General features: G+C 46.0%; 12 protein-coding genes. 2 read left to right on the top strand and 10 right to left on the bottom strand.

From position 1 onward, the window contains the following. Positions 1 to 3 precede the first annotated feature (3 nt). Positions 4 to 951, top strand: a complete 948-nt coding sequence (locus CWO13_RS03730; RefSeq protein WP_108082549.1) for an aldose 1-epimerase — start codon at positions 4 to 6, stop codon at positions 949 to 951. A gap of 59 nt (positions 952 to 1,010) precedes the next feature. Here CWO13_RS03730 and CWO13_RS03725 read toward each other — a convergent pair whose 3' ends face one another. From CWO13_RS03725 to CWO13_RS03675, 10 genes are all read right to left on the bottom strand, one after another. Further along, positions 1,011 to 3,425 (bottom strand): GH36-type glycosyl hydrolase domain-containing protein, encoded by a 2,415-nt coding sequence (locus CWO13_RS03725; protein WP_108082548.1) that lies wholly within the window; start codon positions 3,423 to 3,425, stop codon positions 1,011 to 1,013. Between the two features lie 108 nt (positions 3,426 to 3,533). Further along, positions 3,534 to 4,625 carry an ABC transporter ATP-binding protein gene (locus CWO13_RS03720; RefSeq protein WP_019826228.1) on the bottom strand — a complete coding sequence of 364 codons (1,092 nt, stop codon included), beginning with the start codon at positions 4,623 to 4,625 and terminating at the stop codon, positions 3,534 to 3,536. Then, positions 4,625 to 5,974: a GH1 family beta-glucosidase gene (locus CWO13_RS03715; protein WP_102432084.1), complete on the bottom strand. Its 1,350-nt coding sequence runs from the start codon at positions 5,972 to 5,974 to the stop codon at positions 4,625 to 4,627. The genes CWO13_RS03720 and CWO13_RS03715 overlap by 1 nt, the downstream gene beginning before the upstream one ends. A 17-nt stretch (positions 5,975 to 5,991) precedes the next feature. After that, the gene (locus CWO13_RS03710) at positions 5,992 to 6,840 is read right to left on the bottom strand and encodes a carbohydrate ABC transporter permease (RefSeq protein ID WP_017061568.1); all 849 of its coding nucleotides are present in this window, start codon (positions 6,838 to 6,840) and stop codon (positions 5,992 to 5,994) included. 46 nt (positions 6,841 to 6,886) lie between these two features. Continuing rightward, the gene (locus tag CWO13_RS03705) at positions 6,887 to 7,873 is read right to left on the bottom strand and encodes a carbohydrate ABC transporter permease (RefSeq protein ID WP_017068577.1); all 987 of its coding nucleotides are present in this window, start codon (positions 7,871 to 7,873) and stop codon (positions 6,887 to 6,889) included. 67 nt (positions 7,874 to 7,940) lie between these two features. Beyond that, positions 7,941 to 9,188 carry an ABC transporter substrate-binding protein gene (locus CWO13_RS03700; protein ID WP_102432085.1) on the bottom strand — a complete coding sequence of 416 codons (1,248 nt, stop codon included), beginning with the start codon at positions 9,186 to 9,188 and terminating at the stop codon, positions 7,941 to 7,943. An 18-nt stretch (positions 9,189 to 9,206) separates the two neighbouring features. Beyond that, a complete protein-coding gene (locus tag CWO13_RS03695; RefSeq protein ID WP_048660655.1) occupies positions 9,207 to 10,214 on the bottom strand; it encodes a LacI family DNA-binding transcriptional regulator in 1,008 nt (335 codons plus the stop codon). A gap of 448 nt (positions 10,215 to 10,662) precedes the next feature. After that, positions 10,663 to 12,681, bottom strand: coding sequence for a methyl-accepting chemotaxis protein (locus CWO13_RS03690; RefSeq protein WP_108082547.1), 2,019 nt, complete (start codon positions 12,679 to 12,681; stop codon positions 10,663 to 10,665). Positions 12,682 to 12,910: 229 nt separating this feature from the next. Then, entirely contained in the window at positions 12,911 to 14,251 is a 1,341-nt protein-coding gene (locus CWO13_RS03685) for a carbohydrate porin (RefSeq protein ID WP_102478990.1), read from the bottom strand. A gap of 545 nt (positions 14,252 to 14,796) precedes the next feature. Continuing rightward, a complete protein-coding gene (locus CWO13_RS03675; RefSeq protein WP_108082546.1) occupies positions 14,797 to 15,714 on the bottom strand; it encodes a LysR family transcriptional regulator in 918 nt (305 codons plus the stop codon). 234 nt (positions 15,715 to 15,948) lie between these two features. On the opposite strand from CWO13_RS03675, the gene CWO13_RS03670 reads away from it, so the two are divergent. Continuing rightward, complete coding sequence (locus CWO13_RS03670) at positions 15,949 to 17,643, top strand: L-lactate permease (protein WP_102478989.1); 1,695 nt, start codon at positions 15,949 to 15,951, stop codon at positions 17,641 to 17,643. Positions 17,644 to 17,719: the final 76 nt, after the last annotated feature.

Genomic DNA, 17,719 nt, shown 5'->3' with positions numbered 1-17,719 from the left:
AACATGTTTAAAATTATAAATGAAAAGTTTGGAAATATTGACTCGGTCACATTAATAAACCACCAACATGGTATAGAACTTCAAATAATCAATGGATTTGGTGCTGTTATTAATAAATATATCGTAAATAACAGTCCATTCTCTTTTATTTGTGGTTATCAGAATTATGATGAACTGATCAACCAACATCCGTTCTTTTCCCGCAGTGCTAAATTATTCCCTTTTCCAAATCGCTTGAACTTAGGCCGTTACAGTTTCGATAACCAAAACCATCAACTTCCAGCTAATTTTCCTTGGTCTGATCACGCCGTACATGGCTTGCTCTACAACCAACCTTTTTCAATCACTAACAGCGTTGCCAAAGAAGAATCAGCCAGCGTGACGTTGCAGTATCAAACATCGTCTTTGCACCCTGCTTTCCCGTTTGCTTTCAATCTTGAAGTGACCTTCACTGTCGACATCACGGGTAAGCTTACTTCTTCAACAACTGTCTCTAACCTTGGTGACACTACGTTCCCATTCGGTGATGCTTGGCACCCTTACTTTTCGCTGGGTACGGAGCTTGCACAATGCGAACTATCCATGTCACCGTGCTCTGAAGTCATACATGTAAACGACCTACCCAATGGTGAAAAACACGCCTTTGACTGTTTGTCTTTGGGTGATTCACTCACCAATCAAAGCTTAAATCATTGCTTTGAATTTGATTCCAAGACAACCAACCAACTTGCATTTACACGCTCAGATTCATCTGCAGCCATTCGCTATCAACAAGATGCAAGCTACCCATTCGTTCAGCTGTACACGCCGACTAGCGAGCAAAGTATTGCAATAGAACCAATGACTTGCCCAGCGAATGCATTCAATAACCAAATTGGCTTATTGACGCTTAGCCCGAACCAAGCTCAAACCTTCACTTGGCAATGCCAAGCCGTCTATCAACCAAAATAAAACAACACTAAAGAGAAACGAAAGAGCAATAAAGGGCGCATAAAGCGCCCTTCTCTTTGTTAGCCTAAAACCACTTCTACCGTATGCTCGCCAGAGGTAAATACCGGTGCTTTGTTACCCGAAATCAGGTCACCATTCACCTTCATTTCCACCACGCCCTTACACACGTTATTAGGGTTAGTCACGTAGATATGATACGTCGCACCACGGAACTGACGACGTACTTTGAACTCTGGCCACTCAGCCGGGATACAAGGATCCACCAGCAAGCCATCAATTTCAGGGCGAACACCCAGAATCCATTGCGTACCCGCAACGTATGTCCAAGATGACGTACCTGAAAGCCATGCATTTCGGCCTAAACCAAATTGCTTATGCTCATCACCCAAAATGTTTTGTGGGTAGCAGTAAGGCTCCGATTCAAAGCTGTCGATGTCGTCGTTCTTCGAAGCTGGGTTAATTTGACGGTAGTACTCGTAAGCACGCTCGCCGTTGCCCATTTTCGCTTCTGCGATCATCACCCAAGGGTTAGAGTGCAGGAAGATACCGCCGTTCTCTTTCGCACCTGGTGGGTACGTCGATACGCCGCCTAGCTGAGGATCAAAGCCGTTGTAACCAGGAGTTGAAAGCTTAATGCCGTTGCTCGTATTCAGTTTGTTGTAGACCGAGTCTAGCGCTTGTGTTGCGCGCTCTTGAGTAGCAAACCCAGAAATCACAGGCCAGCTTTGACCGTTGGTGTAGATCTGTCCTTGCTCGTTTTTATGAGAACCGATTGGCAAACCTTGCTCATCAAAGTAACGAACAAACCATTCGCCATCCCAGCCGCATTCATTGACTGTGCTCTGCATCTGTTGGTACTGATCGTTAAACTTAGCCGTCAGTTGTGCTTCACCACGTAGTTCACACAAGTCCAACATGTCGAGCAGTGCTTTGCCGTACATGTTAGCCACCATCATCGACTCGGCACCCGTTGGTAGGTTCACCGTGTCATTCCAGTCGGCAAAACCTAACAGCGGTAGGCCATGCTCTCCAGTATTGGTGTAAGTAAATTCAATCGCGCGGCATAGGTGATTCCACACGGTTCCCGTTTCAACTGGGTTGCCCGCTTTGTCTTTTTGATAGAACGGGATCTCTTTATTCAAGAACTCAGCATTGCCCGTTTCCTTCACATATTGAGTCACTGCGTAGATGATCCACAGGTGATCATCGCCGTAGTAATCAGGGCGATCTTCTTCTTCACGCGAATCACCTGCGTTTGCTTCCATGGTTGACGGGAAGAACTGGTGCATTGCCGAACCGTTGGTGTTTTGCACCGACAGCAGACGCTCAATAAACTCACGCGCTTCTTCTGGCATGTGAGTAATCACGCCTAATGTATCTTGAGAAGAGTCACGGAAACCGATGCCGCGAGCGCCATAGCCAAGTTGGTACAAAGACAGGTAACGAGACCAGTTTTTGGTTGTGTGGCATTGACGTGGATTATGTACGTTAAGCATCGAGTTCATTGCCGGGTCTGGCGTTTCAACCTGAACCGCTTGTAGGTAAGAGTCCCAGTGCTCAGCCAGTTCAGCGAATGCCGAATCCACCACTTGATGGTCACGATATTTAGCCAATAGAGGCAATGCAGCTTCTAGGCTCTCTTCTTGTGCGATCTGTACGACCGTACGTTCTGTCTGCTCTGGAGATAACCAACCCAGACGTAGGTTAAGTGCACCAATGTTATCGCCACGCAAACACTCAGTGTTGCCAAGCTCATCGTTTTCTAACGCTTGCGGTGCAGCCCAAGTTCCGTAGCCAAACTGACCTAGGAATGATTGGCGGTCACCATCAAATGATGTCACAGGACGATCAGCAGTCATCAAGTTCACCGCGTAGTCGCGCTTCATGAAGGCATACTGCTCAAGCACGGTATGACCCGATTCTTGCTGGTGTGCTTTCAGTGTCATGGTTTGTGGAACCCAATCCGCATTCAATAGCTGCTTAAGCGCATCGAAGTGCGTGAATTCATACACCGGTACCACATCAACGTGCAGCGCTTTGTCTGAAATGTTGGTGACTTTGATGTCTTGCAGCAATACTTGGTCTGCTTTTGGTACGAAGAACGTTGCTTCACAACGCACACCAAACGCTTCTGCAATGATGGTGGTGTAAGACAGGCCTGTATGGTTTTCAAACTTATCTAGCGGCTTGAGAGTCGGAGTGTAGAAGGGTGAGAACACTTCTACATTACCCGCTTCGTCACGCACCTTGAGGTACATGGTCGAACCTTTGAAATCTGAGTTTGGCAGTTGTGCAATGTACTTGGTGATACGGTTCAGTGCCGGGTCGCCCTTACACAACAACACACCGCCATTGCTATCGACAATGCCACCAAAATCTAATGTGCCAACATAGTTACACCATTTAATCGGTGTACATGGCGTGGTTGCTACGTATTCTTTGTTTTTATCGTCAAAATATCCGAATTTCATCATCACTATCCCTAGCCCCTCCCAAATCAGGAGGAGCCAAAACAATTTGTCGTAAGTAGGTTGGTATCAGCTCGTTAGCTGACTTAAATTGACTGGCTAGCTCGTAATTGACTAGCTCGCTAGCGAATTCTCACTCAGTGCATCGAATAGGTGGAAAGCATCCAGATCCAAGTAAAGCGTCAGCTCTTTCACATCCACTTCAGCAGCTTGGGTCTCAACCATCAGCGGTTGACCGCCGATTTCTGTTTTCAGAAGAATGCTCGCGCCTAGCAGTTCCTTGTCTTTGATTTTCACAGGGAATGGCAGCACACGGTCGTGGTCAACTTGCTCAGCACGTAGATGGATGTCTGTTGGACGAACACCAAAATGAAGCGCTAGGTTTTTAGATGCTAGAGACTTAAAGCGCTCTGGCAGTGGGATATGAACATCGCCAAGTTCAACGAAGTACTCGCCTTCTTTTTCAATCAGCTTTGCTTCCAACATGTTCATTGACGGGTTACCAATGAATTGCGCGACAAACTTGTTTGCAGGACGTTGGAACACCTCGGTTGGCGTACCTACTTGAGCAACATAACCGTCTTTCAGGATCACGATGCGATCCGCCAAAGTCATCGCTTCGATTTGATCGTGAGTTACGTAGATCGTGGTAGTTTTAAGCTCGCGGTGTAGGTGTTTGATCTCTTCACGCATCACGCCACGAAGTTTTGCATCTAGGTTAGATAACGGCTCATCAAACAAGAAAACCTTAGGTGTACGAACCATTGCACGGCCCATTGCCACACGCTGACGTTGACCACCAGAAAGCTCTTTTGGCTTACGGTTCAGTAGCGGGTCGAGCTCTAGCATTTTCGCCGCTTTTAGTACTTCTACGTCGATTTCTGCTTTCGGCATGCCTTTCAGTTTTAACGCAAAGGCGATGTTCTCGTACACCGTCATGTGTGGGTACAGAGCGTAGCTTTGGAATACCATCGCCAAATCACGGTCTTTCGCGTCGACTTTATTCATCAACTTACCGCCAACCACAATGTCGCCAGAGCTGATGCTTTCAAGACCCGCAAGCATACGTAGCGTTGTCGATTTACCACATCCAGATGGGCCAAGGAAAACCACGAACTCACCGTCTTCAACTGTAAAATCAAATTCTTTGACAACTTCAACATCACCGAATGATTTTTTGATGTTTTTAAATTCTACTTTAGCCATTATCTGTTCTCCTCAGCGCGCTCTAGAAGCATATTTCGGTACGCAATTGCGCTCTGTTTCAATGTTCTTTCTTGGGTGGTGTAATCAACGTGGACGATGCCAAAACGCTGGCAGTAACCGAATGCCCACTCAAAGTTATCCATCAGACTCCAAGCGAAGTAACCATCCACTTTCACACCGGCTTCAACTGCGTTGTGAACCGCTTCGATATGACCTTGGAAGTAGCGAACACGTTGATCATCCATCACTTGTCCATTAACGCGCTCGTCGTTACCTGCAGCACCGTTCTCCGTAATGTAGATAGGCGGCATATTTTCGTAGCGAGCATCCAGTCTTACCAATAAATCAGTTAGGCCTTGTGGGTTGATCTCCCAACCGATGTAAGTGTGTTCAGCATCGGTTTGCTTGACTGATTCAATGTCACCATTCTCGTTAAAGCGAGCGACATTGCGTGTGTAGTAGTTGATACCAATGTAGTCGACTGGTGCGCTGATGATGTCTAAATCACCTTCAAGGATCATTGGCATGTTCATCGCTTGACGCTCAACCACTAACTGCGGATATTCACCCTTCAATACTGGGTCGATAAACCAGTGGTAGTTCTCCGCTTCGCAGTAATCTGCTGCGCCTTGATCTTGTGGTGTTAATGGGTAAGCCGGAGTCGCGTTAAATACCACGCCATGCTTAGCATGAGGCGCATTCTTACGAAGAATCGGCATCGCCAAACCGTGTGCCAACATTAGGTGATGAGATGCTAAGTAGCCCTCTTTCTCACCCTTGATGCCTGGCGCGTGTTCGCCCCAACGGTAACCAAGGAATGCAGACACAAACGGTTCGTTCAATGTTGTGTAAACATCAATCTTGTCGCCAAAGTAGTTACTCACGACTTCTGCGTATTCCGCAAATTTGTAAGACGTTTCACGTTTTAGCCAACCGCCTTTGTCTTCAAGGTATTGTGGCAGATCCCAGTGATACAAAGTCACATACACCTTCATGCCACGAGCATGACACTCATCGATGATCTGCTCATAAAACTCTAGGCCTTGCTGATTCACCTCACCGTCTTGCGGCAGAATACGTGGCCATGCAATTGATAGGCGGTAAGCATCAACGCCTAAGCCTTGAATCATCTCGATGTCTTGCTTCCATAGGTGGTAGTGATCACATGCCACATCACCATTGTCGCCGTTATCTACCTTACCTGGCGTCTTACAAAACGTGTCCCAGATAGACGGTGTACGACCGCCCTCTTCAACGCCGCCTTCAATTTGGTATGAAGATGTCGCGACACCGAATACAAATTCCTTACTGCGTAACTTTGAATCACTTGGAAGTTGAAATTTATTCATTGTTATAACCCTTAAACCTAACCTTTAACTGCGCCGGACGTTAAACCACTGATCATCTGTTTCGATGCGAACAGGTATGTAATTACGAGTGGTAAAATTGAAATTGTGGTGCCTAGCATTACCGCACCCCATGGCGTATTCGGAATACCTTGAACGCTTCGTAGCGCCTGTGTAATCACATAATTGTCTGGGTTATTTAGCACCACAAGAGGTTGCATAAACATGTTCCAGAAGAAGACGAACTGCACGATAGCCAATGTTGCAAGTGCTGGCTTCATTAGTGGCAGTACCACGCTCCAGTACGTTCTGAACTCGCCTGCGCCATCTAGTTTCGCCGCTTCTAATAGCTCTTTAGGAATCGATGCAATCACGTGCTGACGCATCAAGAAGATACCAAATGGCGTGGTTGTGAACGGTAGCCATACAGCCATGTGGTTATCTAGCAAGCCTAAGAATTTCACGATCATGAAGTAAGGGATCAAGCTAAGCACAGGCGGAATCGCCATTGAGCCAACCAGCATACCGAACAACACGTTCTTACCGCGGAACTTAAACACAGCAAACGCGTAGCCACCCATGCTACAGAACAGCAGTGAGATGGTGGTGCCTAAGAAAGCCACGTAAATCGAGTTAAACATCGCTTTCCAAAACGGCATGATTTCCAGCAGTTTTGCGTAGTTCACCATTAGGCTATCGCCAATCGCAAAGCTGATGCCTGAACCGAAGATCTCCGAACGGTCACGTGTTGAAAGCAGTGCTGACCACACAAACGGGAACACCGTAATGATTGCGGAAACAATCAGTAATATGCCGAGCATAACCATCAAGATCTTAGTCATGATGTACATGGTGCGTTCACTTGGCATTAGGCCACTTAGTGGTGAGGTATTTGTCTTAATTGATGTCGACATCTTAATGTTCCCCTAAGCCTTTCTTACCGAAGAATAAAAATTGAACCAAGGTACACGTTGCGATGAGTGCAAACAGGAGCCATGAAATCGCTGACGCTGTGCCCATTTCTAACCATTCCCAACCCACTTTGTAGAGGTACATAGAGATAGTTAGACCTGATTGACCCGTACCACCTGTACCACGCGTTAGAACGAACGGTTCTTCAAACATTTGCAGGTTACCGATGATGGTCATCGTGATAGCAAAGAAGATAAATGGACGAATCATTGGTAGTGAAATATTCCAGAAGCGGCGAAAGGCGTTGGCACCATCCATACGAGCAGCTTCTAAAATATCTTTAGGAATCGTCATTAAACCTGTGGTGTAAAGGACGATGTTAAAACCGGTGTATTTCCAGAAAACCATGATCGCGATAGACGGCTTCACCATAGTGGCATCGTCTAACCAGCGGATTGGTTGGAAATCGTTAACCCAAGCAAATGCCCAACCAAACAGCGTGCTATCGGCCAGTGCCATTAGCGTTTGGTTAATGATTCCTGAGTTAGGAGAATACATGTTGAAGAAAATCAGTGACGCTGCGACCGTTGATGTGATGAACGGTAGAAAATACGCCGATGTTAACCAGTGACGCATACGGTCACCCATTGAAACCAACATGTAAGCCACTGGAATTGCGACTAAGTGCTGAGCCACACCCGATGTGATTGCTAGCCACAATGTGTTCTTTAATGAACGCCATAACCACGGGTCAGTCAATGCAATGTGATAGTTCTCAAAACCAACGAACTGCATTGCGTCCATGCCCTGTACTGGGTTCCATTCGTGGAACGACAGGTAAACAGAGAACAACAGCGGGAAGATCCCAAATACAGAAAAAATGATCAGAAACGGCAGAAGGAATCCATACGGTGTAAGCGCTTTCAAATTCAGACGAGAAAAAAGGCTTTTGTCCGCAGGTTCTATCGTTGTGCTCGCTGTATGATTCATAGTAACGACCTCTTAAAAAAGGAAGCGCGTTATCCACGCTTCCTCACTTACTCAAAATAAAAACAAATTAAAGATTACGCGTACGACGCTTGATTAGGCGCTCTGCCTCTTTCAATGCAGTCTCGATGTCCTTACCTTCATCAAGCACTTCCATCAATGCGTTCTCTAAAATTATAGAACGTGCTACGTGGTCGCCTTGAGCTGGAGATACTGGTTTGATGTTTTGTGCCACTTCAGCAAATAGAAGGCGCGCTTTCTGCCCACCTAGGAACTCCATCTCTTCTTGGAACAACTCATCGTCATACGTCGTTACGTTCGCAGGGAAAGCCGCAATCGTTTCGAAGTGCTTAAGTTGAACTTCACGGTCAGTCGTCATGTATTCAATAAGTGCCCAAGCTTCATCTGGGTTGTCTGACTGAGTTGGGATAGATAGGAATGAACCACCCCAGCTGCCGTAGATGCCATCAGGAAGGTTCTCTACTGCCCACTTACCTTTGGTTTCAGGTGCAATCCAGTTGTTTAGGTGACCAAGTAGCCAAGCGCCAGAAAGTTGAGTTGCAAATGTGCCGTTGCGGAAGCCTTCGTACCATTCGTTAGACCAAGCCAGAATGCGGCCATCTAAGCCTTTGTCGCGAATCTCTTTTGCCACTTCAAAAGCGTGAACAAAACGCTCAGATGTCACCACTGGGTTGCCATCTTTATCGAAGTAAAGACCTTCACCTTCAGGAACTGTTGTGAAGATGATCGCTTGTGCCACGTCGGCTGCTGAAGCGATAAGTTGTACGTTTTGCTCTTTCAGTTTTTCACCCGCAGCGATGTATGAATCCCAATCTTTGATTGCGTCTTCTACATTGATGCCTGCTTTTTCAAACACGTCGGTGCGGTAGTACATAACACCTGGACCAAGATCGACAGGGATGCCGTACATGTCGCCGTCAGCGCCTTTGCCTTGCGCCCATGCGTATGGAGCGAATCGTTCTTCGTATTTATCTGCACCATAGTTTTCAGACAGGTTAACTAGGCCGCCAGAACCAACGAATGGGCCGATTTTCTCTACGTCCACAACAATCACGTCACCCGCACCTGAGCCAGTTGCTAGGTTAGTGGTTAGTTTTGTGTGGTGGTCACCGTGGTTGTTCATAAGGTAATCAACTTTAATCCCTGTTTTCTTTTCGAAATCAGGCAGTAATACCTTCAGGCTGCTATCGAAATCAGGGAAGCCATCGAAACGAATCTCTTTGTCAGCCGCATTAACAGCCGTTGTACCTAATCCTAAAGCAACCGCGCATGAGAGCGCTAAGGTCTTAAATTTCATGTTCTATCCTTAATGTTTTTATAGGGTAACGAGTAAATCCGATACCGAGTTTCTAGTGACCAACGTCGGCAGCAATTTAAAGTTCACGTCATGTTTGATTTTTTTTAGCTTTTGCAGAGTGAGCTGCACTGCTTCAATGCTCATCTCTTCAATAGGGAAATTAATGGTGGTCAAACTAGGGGTCAGATAGCGCGCGAAGATAGTGTTATCGAAGCCAACAAGAGAAACATCTTTCGGAACAGACAATCCCTCTTGATGCAGAACTTCGAAGGCGCCAAATGCCATGTGATCATTAGAAGCAAACACCGCCGTAAACTTACACTTACGGTTGATTAGCTTCTTCATAGCACTGATGCCAGTCTCTTCAGTAAAGCCCGCTTCCGAGACTAAAGCTTCATCGTAAGGCACACCCGCTTCTTCCAAGGCCTTTCGATACCCCTGTAAACGCCCCCTAGCGTCTGCTTTATCTAAAGGCCCGGTAATACACGCGATATCTGTATGTCCCTTTTGCAAAAGGTATTGAGTAGCGAGTAGCCCCCCGACTTCGTTATCAATATCAATGCAACTCATCGCCATTTCTGGGATGAAGCGGTTAATTAAAACCACAGGAGTCCCCTGTTCTTCCAATTCAATTAAATAGTCATCACTGAGCAGTTGAGTATGAAGAATCAAAGCATCAACACGACGCCCCAACAGAAACTCCACCGACTCGCGCTGCCCTTGTTCGGTGTTCGAGCCCGCCGCAACAACAGCGTGGTAACCAAAGCGGCGTAGGTTTTCTTCTATGCTATGCAAGATGCCTGAATAGAAAGAGCCACCAAGTTCTGGAACAACAACGCCAACACTACCGGTACGACTTGAAGCTAAGGCTTGAGCGATAGAATTCGGGCGATAACCCAACTCCTTGATCGCTTTTTCAACCTTTAATTTCTTGTCATGACTCACTCTACTGGTGCCGTTGATCACTCTAGACACTGTCGCTTGAGACACACCTGCATGTTCTGATACGTGTTTAATTGTCGCCACTCGAACCTCGATACTTCATTAGCTTGTAACCGCTTACAAAACGATTATTAAGGAATTAAGTCTCAGTAGGCGTGAGTAACATCACACTAAACTTGGAGGTAAAAAGGTCAGTTCTGGAAATCATGAAAGCGCTTACAGATTACCTTTACGCCATGAAACTGTTTCATGGGATTCTTGCTTACCTTATCAAAACGGCGCTCGGTTACATACTTCCCGGGAGCTAGCAAGAACGCTTAAACTCCGTTTCTCAAAAAGCACTATTCGGTGATGAACCCGCAGCAGACGGTAATATACGAGGCAAAATTGACCCTATGATTTCAATGTCTATGCGAAATTGTATGGGAACATTTCATAGACATGTTGAATTCACTTTCTAGAGCTAGAAACTTGAAACAACAACGCCCAGCAAAGGCTGGGCGTGAAACAGTGGAAGAACTTAGAGTTGTCTCTAAACCTTGTTTTCTGATTGCTCGGCGAGCTTAAACTCTTGAGTTAATGAGAATTGCTGCTGCGACATAATTTCAAGCTGCTGACCATGAGAGAGCAAAACCTGAGATCGTTGAGAGTTGTCCTCTGCCAAGGTGTGTATCTGACTGATGTTTTGCGTGACTTGAGAGGCGACCACTTGATGTTCCGTGGTCGCAGTCGCGATTTGGTGGCTCCTTTGCTCGACCTCATTGAGCAGATCAGACACCGTTGATATTGAGTGATTCACTTCGCCCGTTTGCTCAACACATTGAACCATCCCCACCATACATTGATTAATTTGCTCAACCGCAAGCTTAGAACTGGTTTGCAACTGCTCTATTTTGTTGTGTATCTCTTGCGTTGAGGCGTTAGTTTTTGCCGCCAACACACGCACTTCATCGGCTACTACAGAAAAGCCTCGCCCCTGTTCACCTGCGCGTGCCGCTTCGATAGCCGCATTCAATGCCAGCAAATTGGTTTGCTCGGATATCCCAGATATCACATCAAGAATCGAACCGATGCTGGCACTATCACTTTCAAGCTGGTTGATAGTCGCTGTTGATTCTGCTAATTTGCGTTCCAAGCTACTCATCAACTCGACGCTTTTGTCCATCGTCTGTTGGCCATGATTGGAACTCGACACCGCTTCGGTCACCAGGGTTAACGTTTGATTAGCCGCTTGAGTTATTTCGGTCACTGAGCACTCGATTTGCTCCATGGCAGTTGCCACCATCACGGTCTGATTGGTTTGATCTTGCATCGCCTCACTCAAAGAACGGCTCGTGCTTTGGTTCTCCAAAGACGCCTCTTTTAAGCGTGTCGACGATTGGCGCATGTTATCAATCATTTGTGTCAGATGGCTGATCACCAAATTCACTTTATTGCTGACTAAACCGAATTCATTGTTGGCTTGATACTGTACCATCACGCTCAAGTCTTTATTGGCAACTTGGCCCAGTGCACTTTGCAGCAGCTTACTTGGTTTACGAATCCCTTTTGCAATATTCAATCCAATCAACAGAGCAATAAGCACGGAAGCAAATGCAATAACGCCCTGTATCATAAGGGCTTGCTGTGAAGAGTCCATCGACTCGTGATACAGGCGCGTTGCCGTGTCTTCCGCGTACATTGAGAGTTCATCAAAGTAGCTTAACTGCTGATCAATCAGCAGTTCAGTTTCTTGTCTTTGAAGGGTGATGGACTCATCGAGTTTGACTGTTTCTTTATGAATAGATACTGAGCCATTAGCTGAAAACGCATGCAACGCGAGCAATGATAAAGACTGTTTACTACGACGCAACAAAGATGAGTCCAGATTAGCCAAGTCTGATACAGCTTGTTCGAATCGCTCTTTACGACTTTGCAGGCGACGCTCTACCCCACGAACTTCCGATGACGTTTGCAGTGAAAACGCCTCGTTGGCTTCTGCTGCAATCAAACTTAATTGCACCAGTAAGGCTTCTACCGCCTTCTGTGTCTGATCTGAATTCGCACTTGCGAGTTGATTCACCAAGGTGTTGTTAAGCTGTCCCACCACAGATTGAAATTGCGCTTGCCCCATCGAGCCGAGATCTTTGCTATCCAAATACTCAACATATAGTTCTAATACCCGCTCTATCTTATCGGTAGTCGACACACCTGTTTGAGTGATGTTGTTAAGCATGGCTTCCATTTGTGAACCAATCTCACCCTTGCCTTCGAACCAGTTCAATTGCTGCTGATATTGTTCAATGTTGTTCAAGACGATTTGCTTCAGTGGCTCAAGTTCATCAATGTAATTGGCGGATAAATAGGGCGTGATACTGCGATTAATGTCCAGAAATCGGATAGTTAACGTGGAGGATTGAAGCATTAATGGAGTTGCTTGCTGGGTGATATTTTCGATTCGAGTGGTGATGTCTTTATTGCTACTGATGCTCAACCATGCGGAACCTAACATGATCACAATCAGTACGAAGAAACCTAAATAAACTCGAGACACGATGGAAGAAAGTCTCATGGTGAATCCTTAACCTAGTGGCGAAAAAAAGGGCACAAAGAATGTGCCCAAGAATGGAGTTATATAACGTGCCCTAATCAATCTGCCTTTAGGGCTAAAATGGACAGTATTACTTGCTCGTTAAAAGCATAGGTATTTCAAAGTATGCCCTTAACAAGCATGGATATTCGAAAGTATCGCTCCTTGAAAATATGCCGAATTCAAAGAGCTGCGCTTTCTATATCGGTGATTACCACCAAGCTTCAAACATTGCGCCGAACGACAATGTATCAACATTCGTTGTCTTCACTGTGTTACCTTTCGTTTCTACATCACCCACCGTTGTGTAGAAGCGAAGCATTGGACGGCTCCAAGGTAAACCACCTAGAGAAACGTTTTGAGACAGCGTTACTTTCCACGCGTTCTCTTCACCATCGTCATCGTAATCCACCATGCCGTAGCCAGCTTCTAACCATGTAGAGTGAACATCATCCCATTGGTACTGTGGACGAACGATACCCGCGTATTCTGTGTTCTCACGGTCTAGATCTGAGCCAGAATTGTCTTTGTACGACACTAAGTAATCAATGATGAAGTTGTCTGTCGCTGCGTAGCTACCTTCAACACTTGCGTACAAAGTTTGGTAATCACCTTTCAGTTCAAATACAGATGAGTCTGCACCGTCACCGTACTTAACAACCAATTTGTTAGACTCACCCAAGCCCAATGTTGCACCTACTAAGTATGCCGTTTCATCACTGACTTTTTGACCTGCAGTCACGACAGGCTGCATTGAATCTGTTACTGGATCGTATACATACTCAGTCGTCGTAGACGTATCCGCTTCGCTCGATGCAAAACCGTAGTTCGCGTAAAAATCCAGATTACCTATGCCAGCATCAATACTGTGTAGCTTCGCGGTCACTGCGTATCGACCATTGTCATTTACTAGGCCACCTTTCACTTGACCAACAAAGCCCATGTCTAGCTTGGCGCCACCGAAGTCTAAGTTGTTAAAACCAGCACCTTGACCATCATGTGTCATCCAGAAGTAATCGTTCAAACCTTGTTGCGGACGTTGATGGAAGTCGCGACCAGCCCACATGTAAAGTTCTGGCTGGCTTTCAAAGACGTTGGTTACACCAGCGTACATTTTTTTCATGCTTAGACCGCCGTCTTCAGCCCACGCGTCTGCTTCCCAGTGGTCAGCCATGAATACGACGTCCCAGATAGCGCCATTGTCAGCTTGGAAAAGTTTAGCTAACTGAACTTCACCACCATTGGCTTCATTACCTAAACGACCAACTGAGCGACCTGTTGTACCGATGTCTACATAACGCTCATCACCGCTTTTATAGTGAGCGCCGTAACGAGCATAACCAGAGAAGACGATACCGTCTGGTACATTCGTGTCTGAAGTTAGAACCGCTTGTTGTTGGTCATCAGTGTACTTGATATCTCCAACCTGAGACTCCAACTCTTGGATTCGTTGTTCCAAAGCAGCAAGATCCGTCTCTGCAGCGAAAGAAGAGAGTGAAGCAAGCGAAGCCGCCACTGCGACTGTTATTGGCAAAAGCTTAAATTTTTGCATTGTAATTCCCTATTATTTTTTTGAGTTTTCATCGAACAGGGAAATATTAAGCAATGAAAGCGTTGAAAAGTTAGTCGCTGTTCACACTGATAAATCAGCTTAAAACCCATGAAACTTTTAGAAAGTTCACAGCCAAAAGTATTAATTAAATATCAGTGAGTTAGATTGAATAATGCGTAAAACAGCAGCTTGAAATCGCTTTCATTTCATCAATAATGGCGGGGTCTATCACGGAAAACAGAGTGTAAAAGTGAGGGAAACATGATGCAGTTTTGATTGGTTTTCATATATATGAAAAACCTCAAAATCTAAGGCAGATTTTGAGGTTTTTTGGTCTTAGTCAAATACCCAGTTATCTAAAATCAAGTATTCGCTAAAGTGAATCTAGGGACTCTATTCCCATATTGAATAGAGTAAATGCATAGATATTAGCAGTGAGATCGACAGCTTTACTCTGCGGCATCCCCCGCAGTTATCATGATCCTTCTTTTATATGCTGTAACGCTATGACTCGACTCATCAAAACATGGCGAAAACTCATAACATTAAAAATAATGTGAAATCGTCAGGTAACGCGCTCTGATGTGTTCGATCAGTAGCTTAATTTTGTTTGGTGGCTGGCGAGTAAAAGGGTACACCGCATAAATGCCCAACTTTTTCCCGACCAAATCAGGGAAAATATCCACCAGCTGACCGTTGCGAATATCGTGATAAACCAGACAGCGCGGCACGTAAGCAACGCCATGTCCACCCAACGCCGCTTTTCTTAATGCCGTTGCGTTGTCAGTCGAGAAAGAGCCTGAGACACGCACAATGTATTTATCGTTGTCGGTACAGCCATCTTTACTGTGCAGAAACTGCCACTCGCTAGCGCCTGTTGTTTGATAGGCGTATTGCAAGCAATTGTGCTGCACCAAGTCTTTAGGCAGCATTGGCTTGCCGTTTTTAGCAATATAAGATGGCGATGCACACACCACCCATTGTGAATCCAATATATGACGAGCAATTAGGCTGGAATCTTCCAGGTATCCAGTTCTAATCACCAAGTCGAGACCATCCTCTACCAAGTCGACAAAGCGATTGTTCAGAGACATATCGACCGTTAAACCTGGGTGCATATTACAAAACTCGGCAACAGCGTCTGCGAGTATCAAATCTCCGGAGATAGTAGGCACTGACATTTTGATATGACCACTGACATTTTCACCAAAGCCTGAAACTGCGTCCATAGCCTCTTGCGCCGCCTGCTTCACATTTTTGGCGCTATGTAACATTGCCTTACCTGCCTCGGTCAGGGTCAATTTACGCGTAGTTCGATATAATAATTGCACGCCAATTTCTTCCTCTAGGCGTGCAATTCTCTTACTAACTACCGAATTTGTAAGGTTATTTTGTTCTGACACCTTACTAAAACTACCCAGTTCAACTACCTGTGAAAACAGGATCAAATCGTCTGCTCGCATTTGATTATGCCAATTTTGGAATTAATTATTTTCATTATTTCCCTATATCAATAAAAAATAAAGGGGTAAATTCACGCCAAATTAACAAAACAATTACAAAAACAGTCATTCCAATTACAAGAGTCGCCCAAACAAGGTTCCCGTTTAGAGGCCAAAGCGATTCAAATGACGACAAACCATAACGTGATCTTTACTTCAAACATGAACGTTTGAAAACAGTACGAGGAAGTACCCATGAGTGAAACTCTACTAGCTTTATTGGCCTTTTCGCCAATAGTTGTTGCAGCGATTCTATTGGTTGGCCTGAACTGGCCAGCGAAAAAAGCGATGCCAGTGGCATTTGCACTAACCGTTGCTATTGCCCTATTTGCTTGGGATATGTCTAGCACTCGCGTGTTGGCTTCTGTATTCCAAGGTTTCGGCATAACCGTGTCGGTTCTCTGGATTGTGTTCGGCGCTATCTTCTTATTAAACACTTTGAAACACACCGGAGCTATCACCACTATCCGCAACGGCTTCACGGACATATCCGCTGACCGTCGCGTTCAGGCAATCATCATTGCTTGGTGTTTTGGTTCATTCATTGAGGGCGCATCTGGCTTCGGCACACCTGCAGCTATTGCCGCACCGCTACTGGTTGCTATCGGCTTCCCTGCGCTTGCTGCGGTATTGATGGGCATGATGATCCAATCTACGCCAGTATCATTCGGCGCGGTTGGCACTCCAATTATCGTAGGTGTGAACAAAGGCTTGGATACACACAACATCGGTGAAAGCTTGATTGCTCACGGCTCTACTTGGGATGCTTACCTACAACAAATCACGTCAAGTGTCGCGCTGATTCACGCTTCTGTCGGTGTAATGATGCCTGTGCTGATGGCAATGATGCTGACTCGTTTCTTCGGTAAGAACAAAAGCTGGACTGAAGGTTTAGATATCCTACCGTTCGCACTGTTCGCAGGTGCGGCTTTCACTATTCCTTACGCACTAACGGGTGTCTTCCTAGGTGCTGAATTCCCATCACTGATTGGTGGTCTAGTTGGCTTAGCGATTGTGGTTACTGCGGCAAAACGTGGCTTCCTAGTTCCTAAATCAAAATGGGATTTTGAAAGCGAAGACAAGTGGCCAGCAGAATGGCTAGGTTCGCTGAAAATCGACCTTGACGACAACAACCACAATCATAAGAAGATGAGCATGGCGATGGCATGGGCACCTTACGTGCTGCTAGCTGTAACTCTGGTTGCTAGCCGTGTGAGTCCTGAGTTCAAAGGCCTACTCAAGAGCGTTAGCCTTTCATTCAGCAACATCCTTGGTGAGACAGGCGTCAGCACAGCGATTCAACCTCTGTACCTACCGGGCGGCATCTTAGTCTTCGTCGCGCTGGTTGCTGTTCTAATGCAATCTCGCAGCGCAGCTCCACTGGCTAAAGCCTTTGGTGAGTCGAGCAAGACACTGATTGGTGCAGGCTTTGTGTTGGTGTTCACCATCCCAATGGTACGTATCTTCATTAACTCTGGTGTAAACGGTGCAGATTTGGCAAGTATGCCAGTAACGACGGCAAACTTTGCAGCAGACCTCGTTGGCGGCGCATTCCCAGCATTGAGTGCCACGGTGGGTGCGCTAGGTGCCTTCATTGCAGGTTCGAACACGGTTTCAAACATGATGTTCAGCCAGTTCCAATTCGAAGTAGCGCAAACTCTGACTATCTCTAGTGCGGTGGTTGTTGCTCTTCAAGCCGTTGGTGCAGCAGCAGGTAACATGATTGCGATTCACAACGTGGTAGCCGCTTCAGCAACCGTGGGCTTACTAGGACGCGAAGGCGCAACCCTACGTAAGACAATCATCCCAACGTTCTACTACTTGGTGATGACAGGAATCATCGGCCTAGTGGTTATCTACGGCTTCAAAATGACAGACGCGCTTATGTAAACCATAAGTCGTTACAAAAGCACTTGGCGTTAATACTCAATTCCCCGACTGCAACACCGTCTAATAAGACAGTTGA

The organism is Vibrio sp. ZF 223 (assembly GCF_003050585.1).
Classification (GTDB): domain Bacteria; phylum Pseudomonadota; class Gammaproteobacteria; order Enterobacterales; family Vibrionaceae; genus Vibrio; species Vibrio crassostreae.
This window is presented reverse-complemented; position numbering and strand designations above follow the sequence as displayed.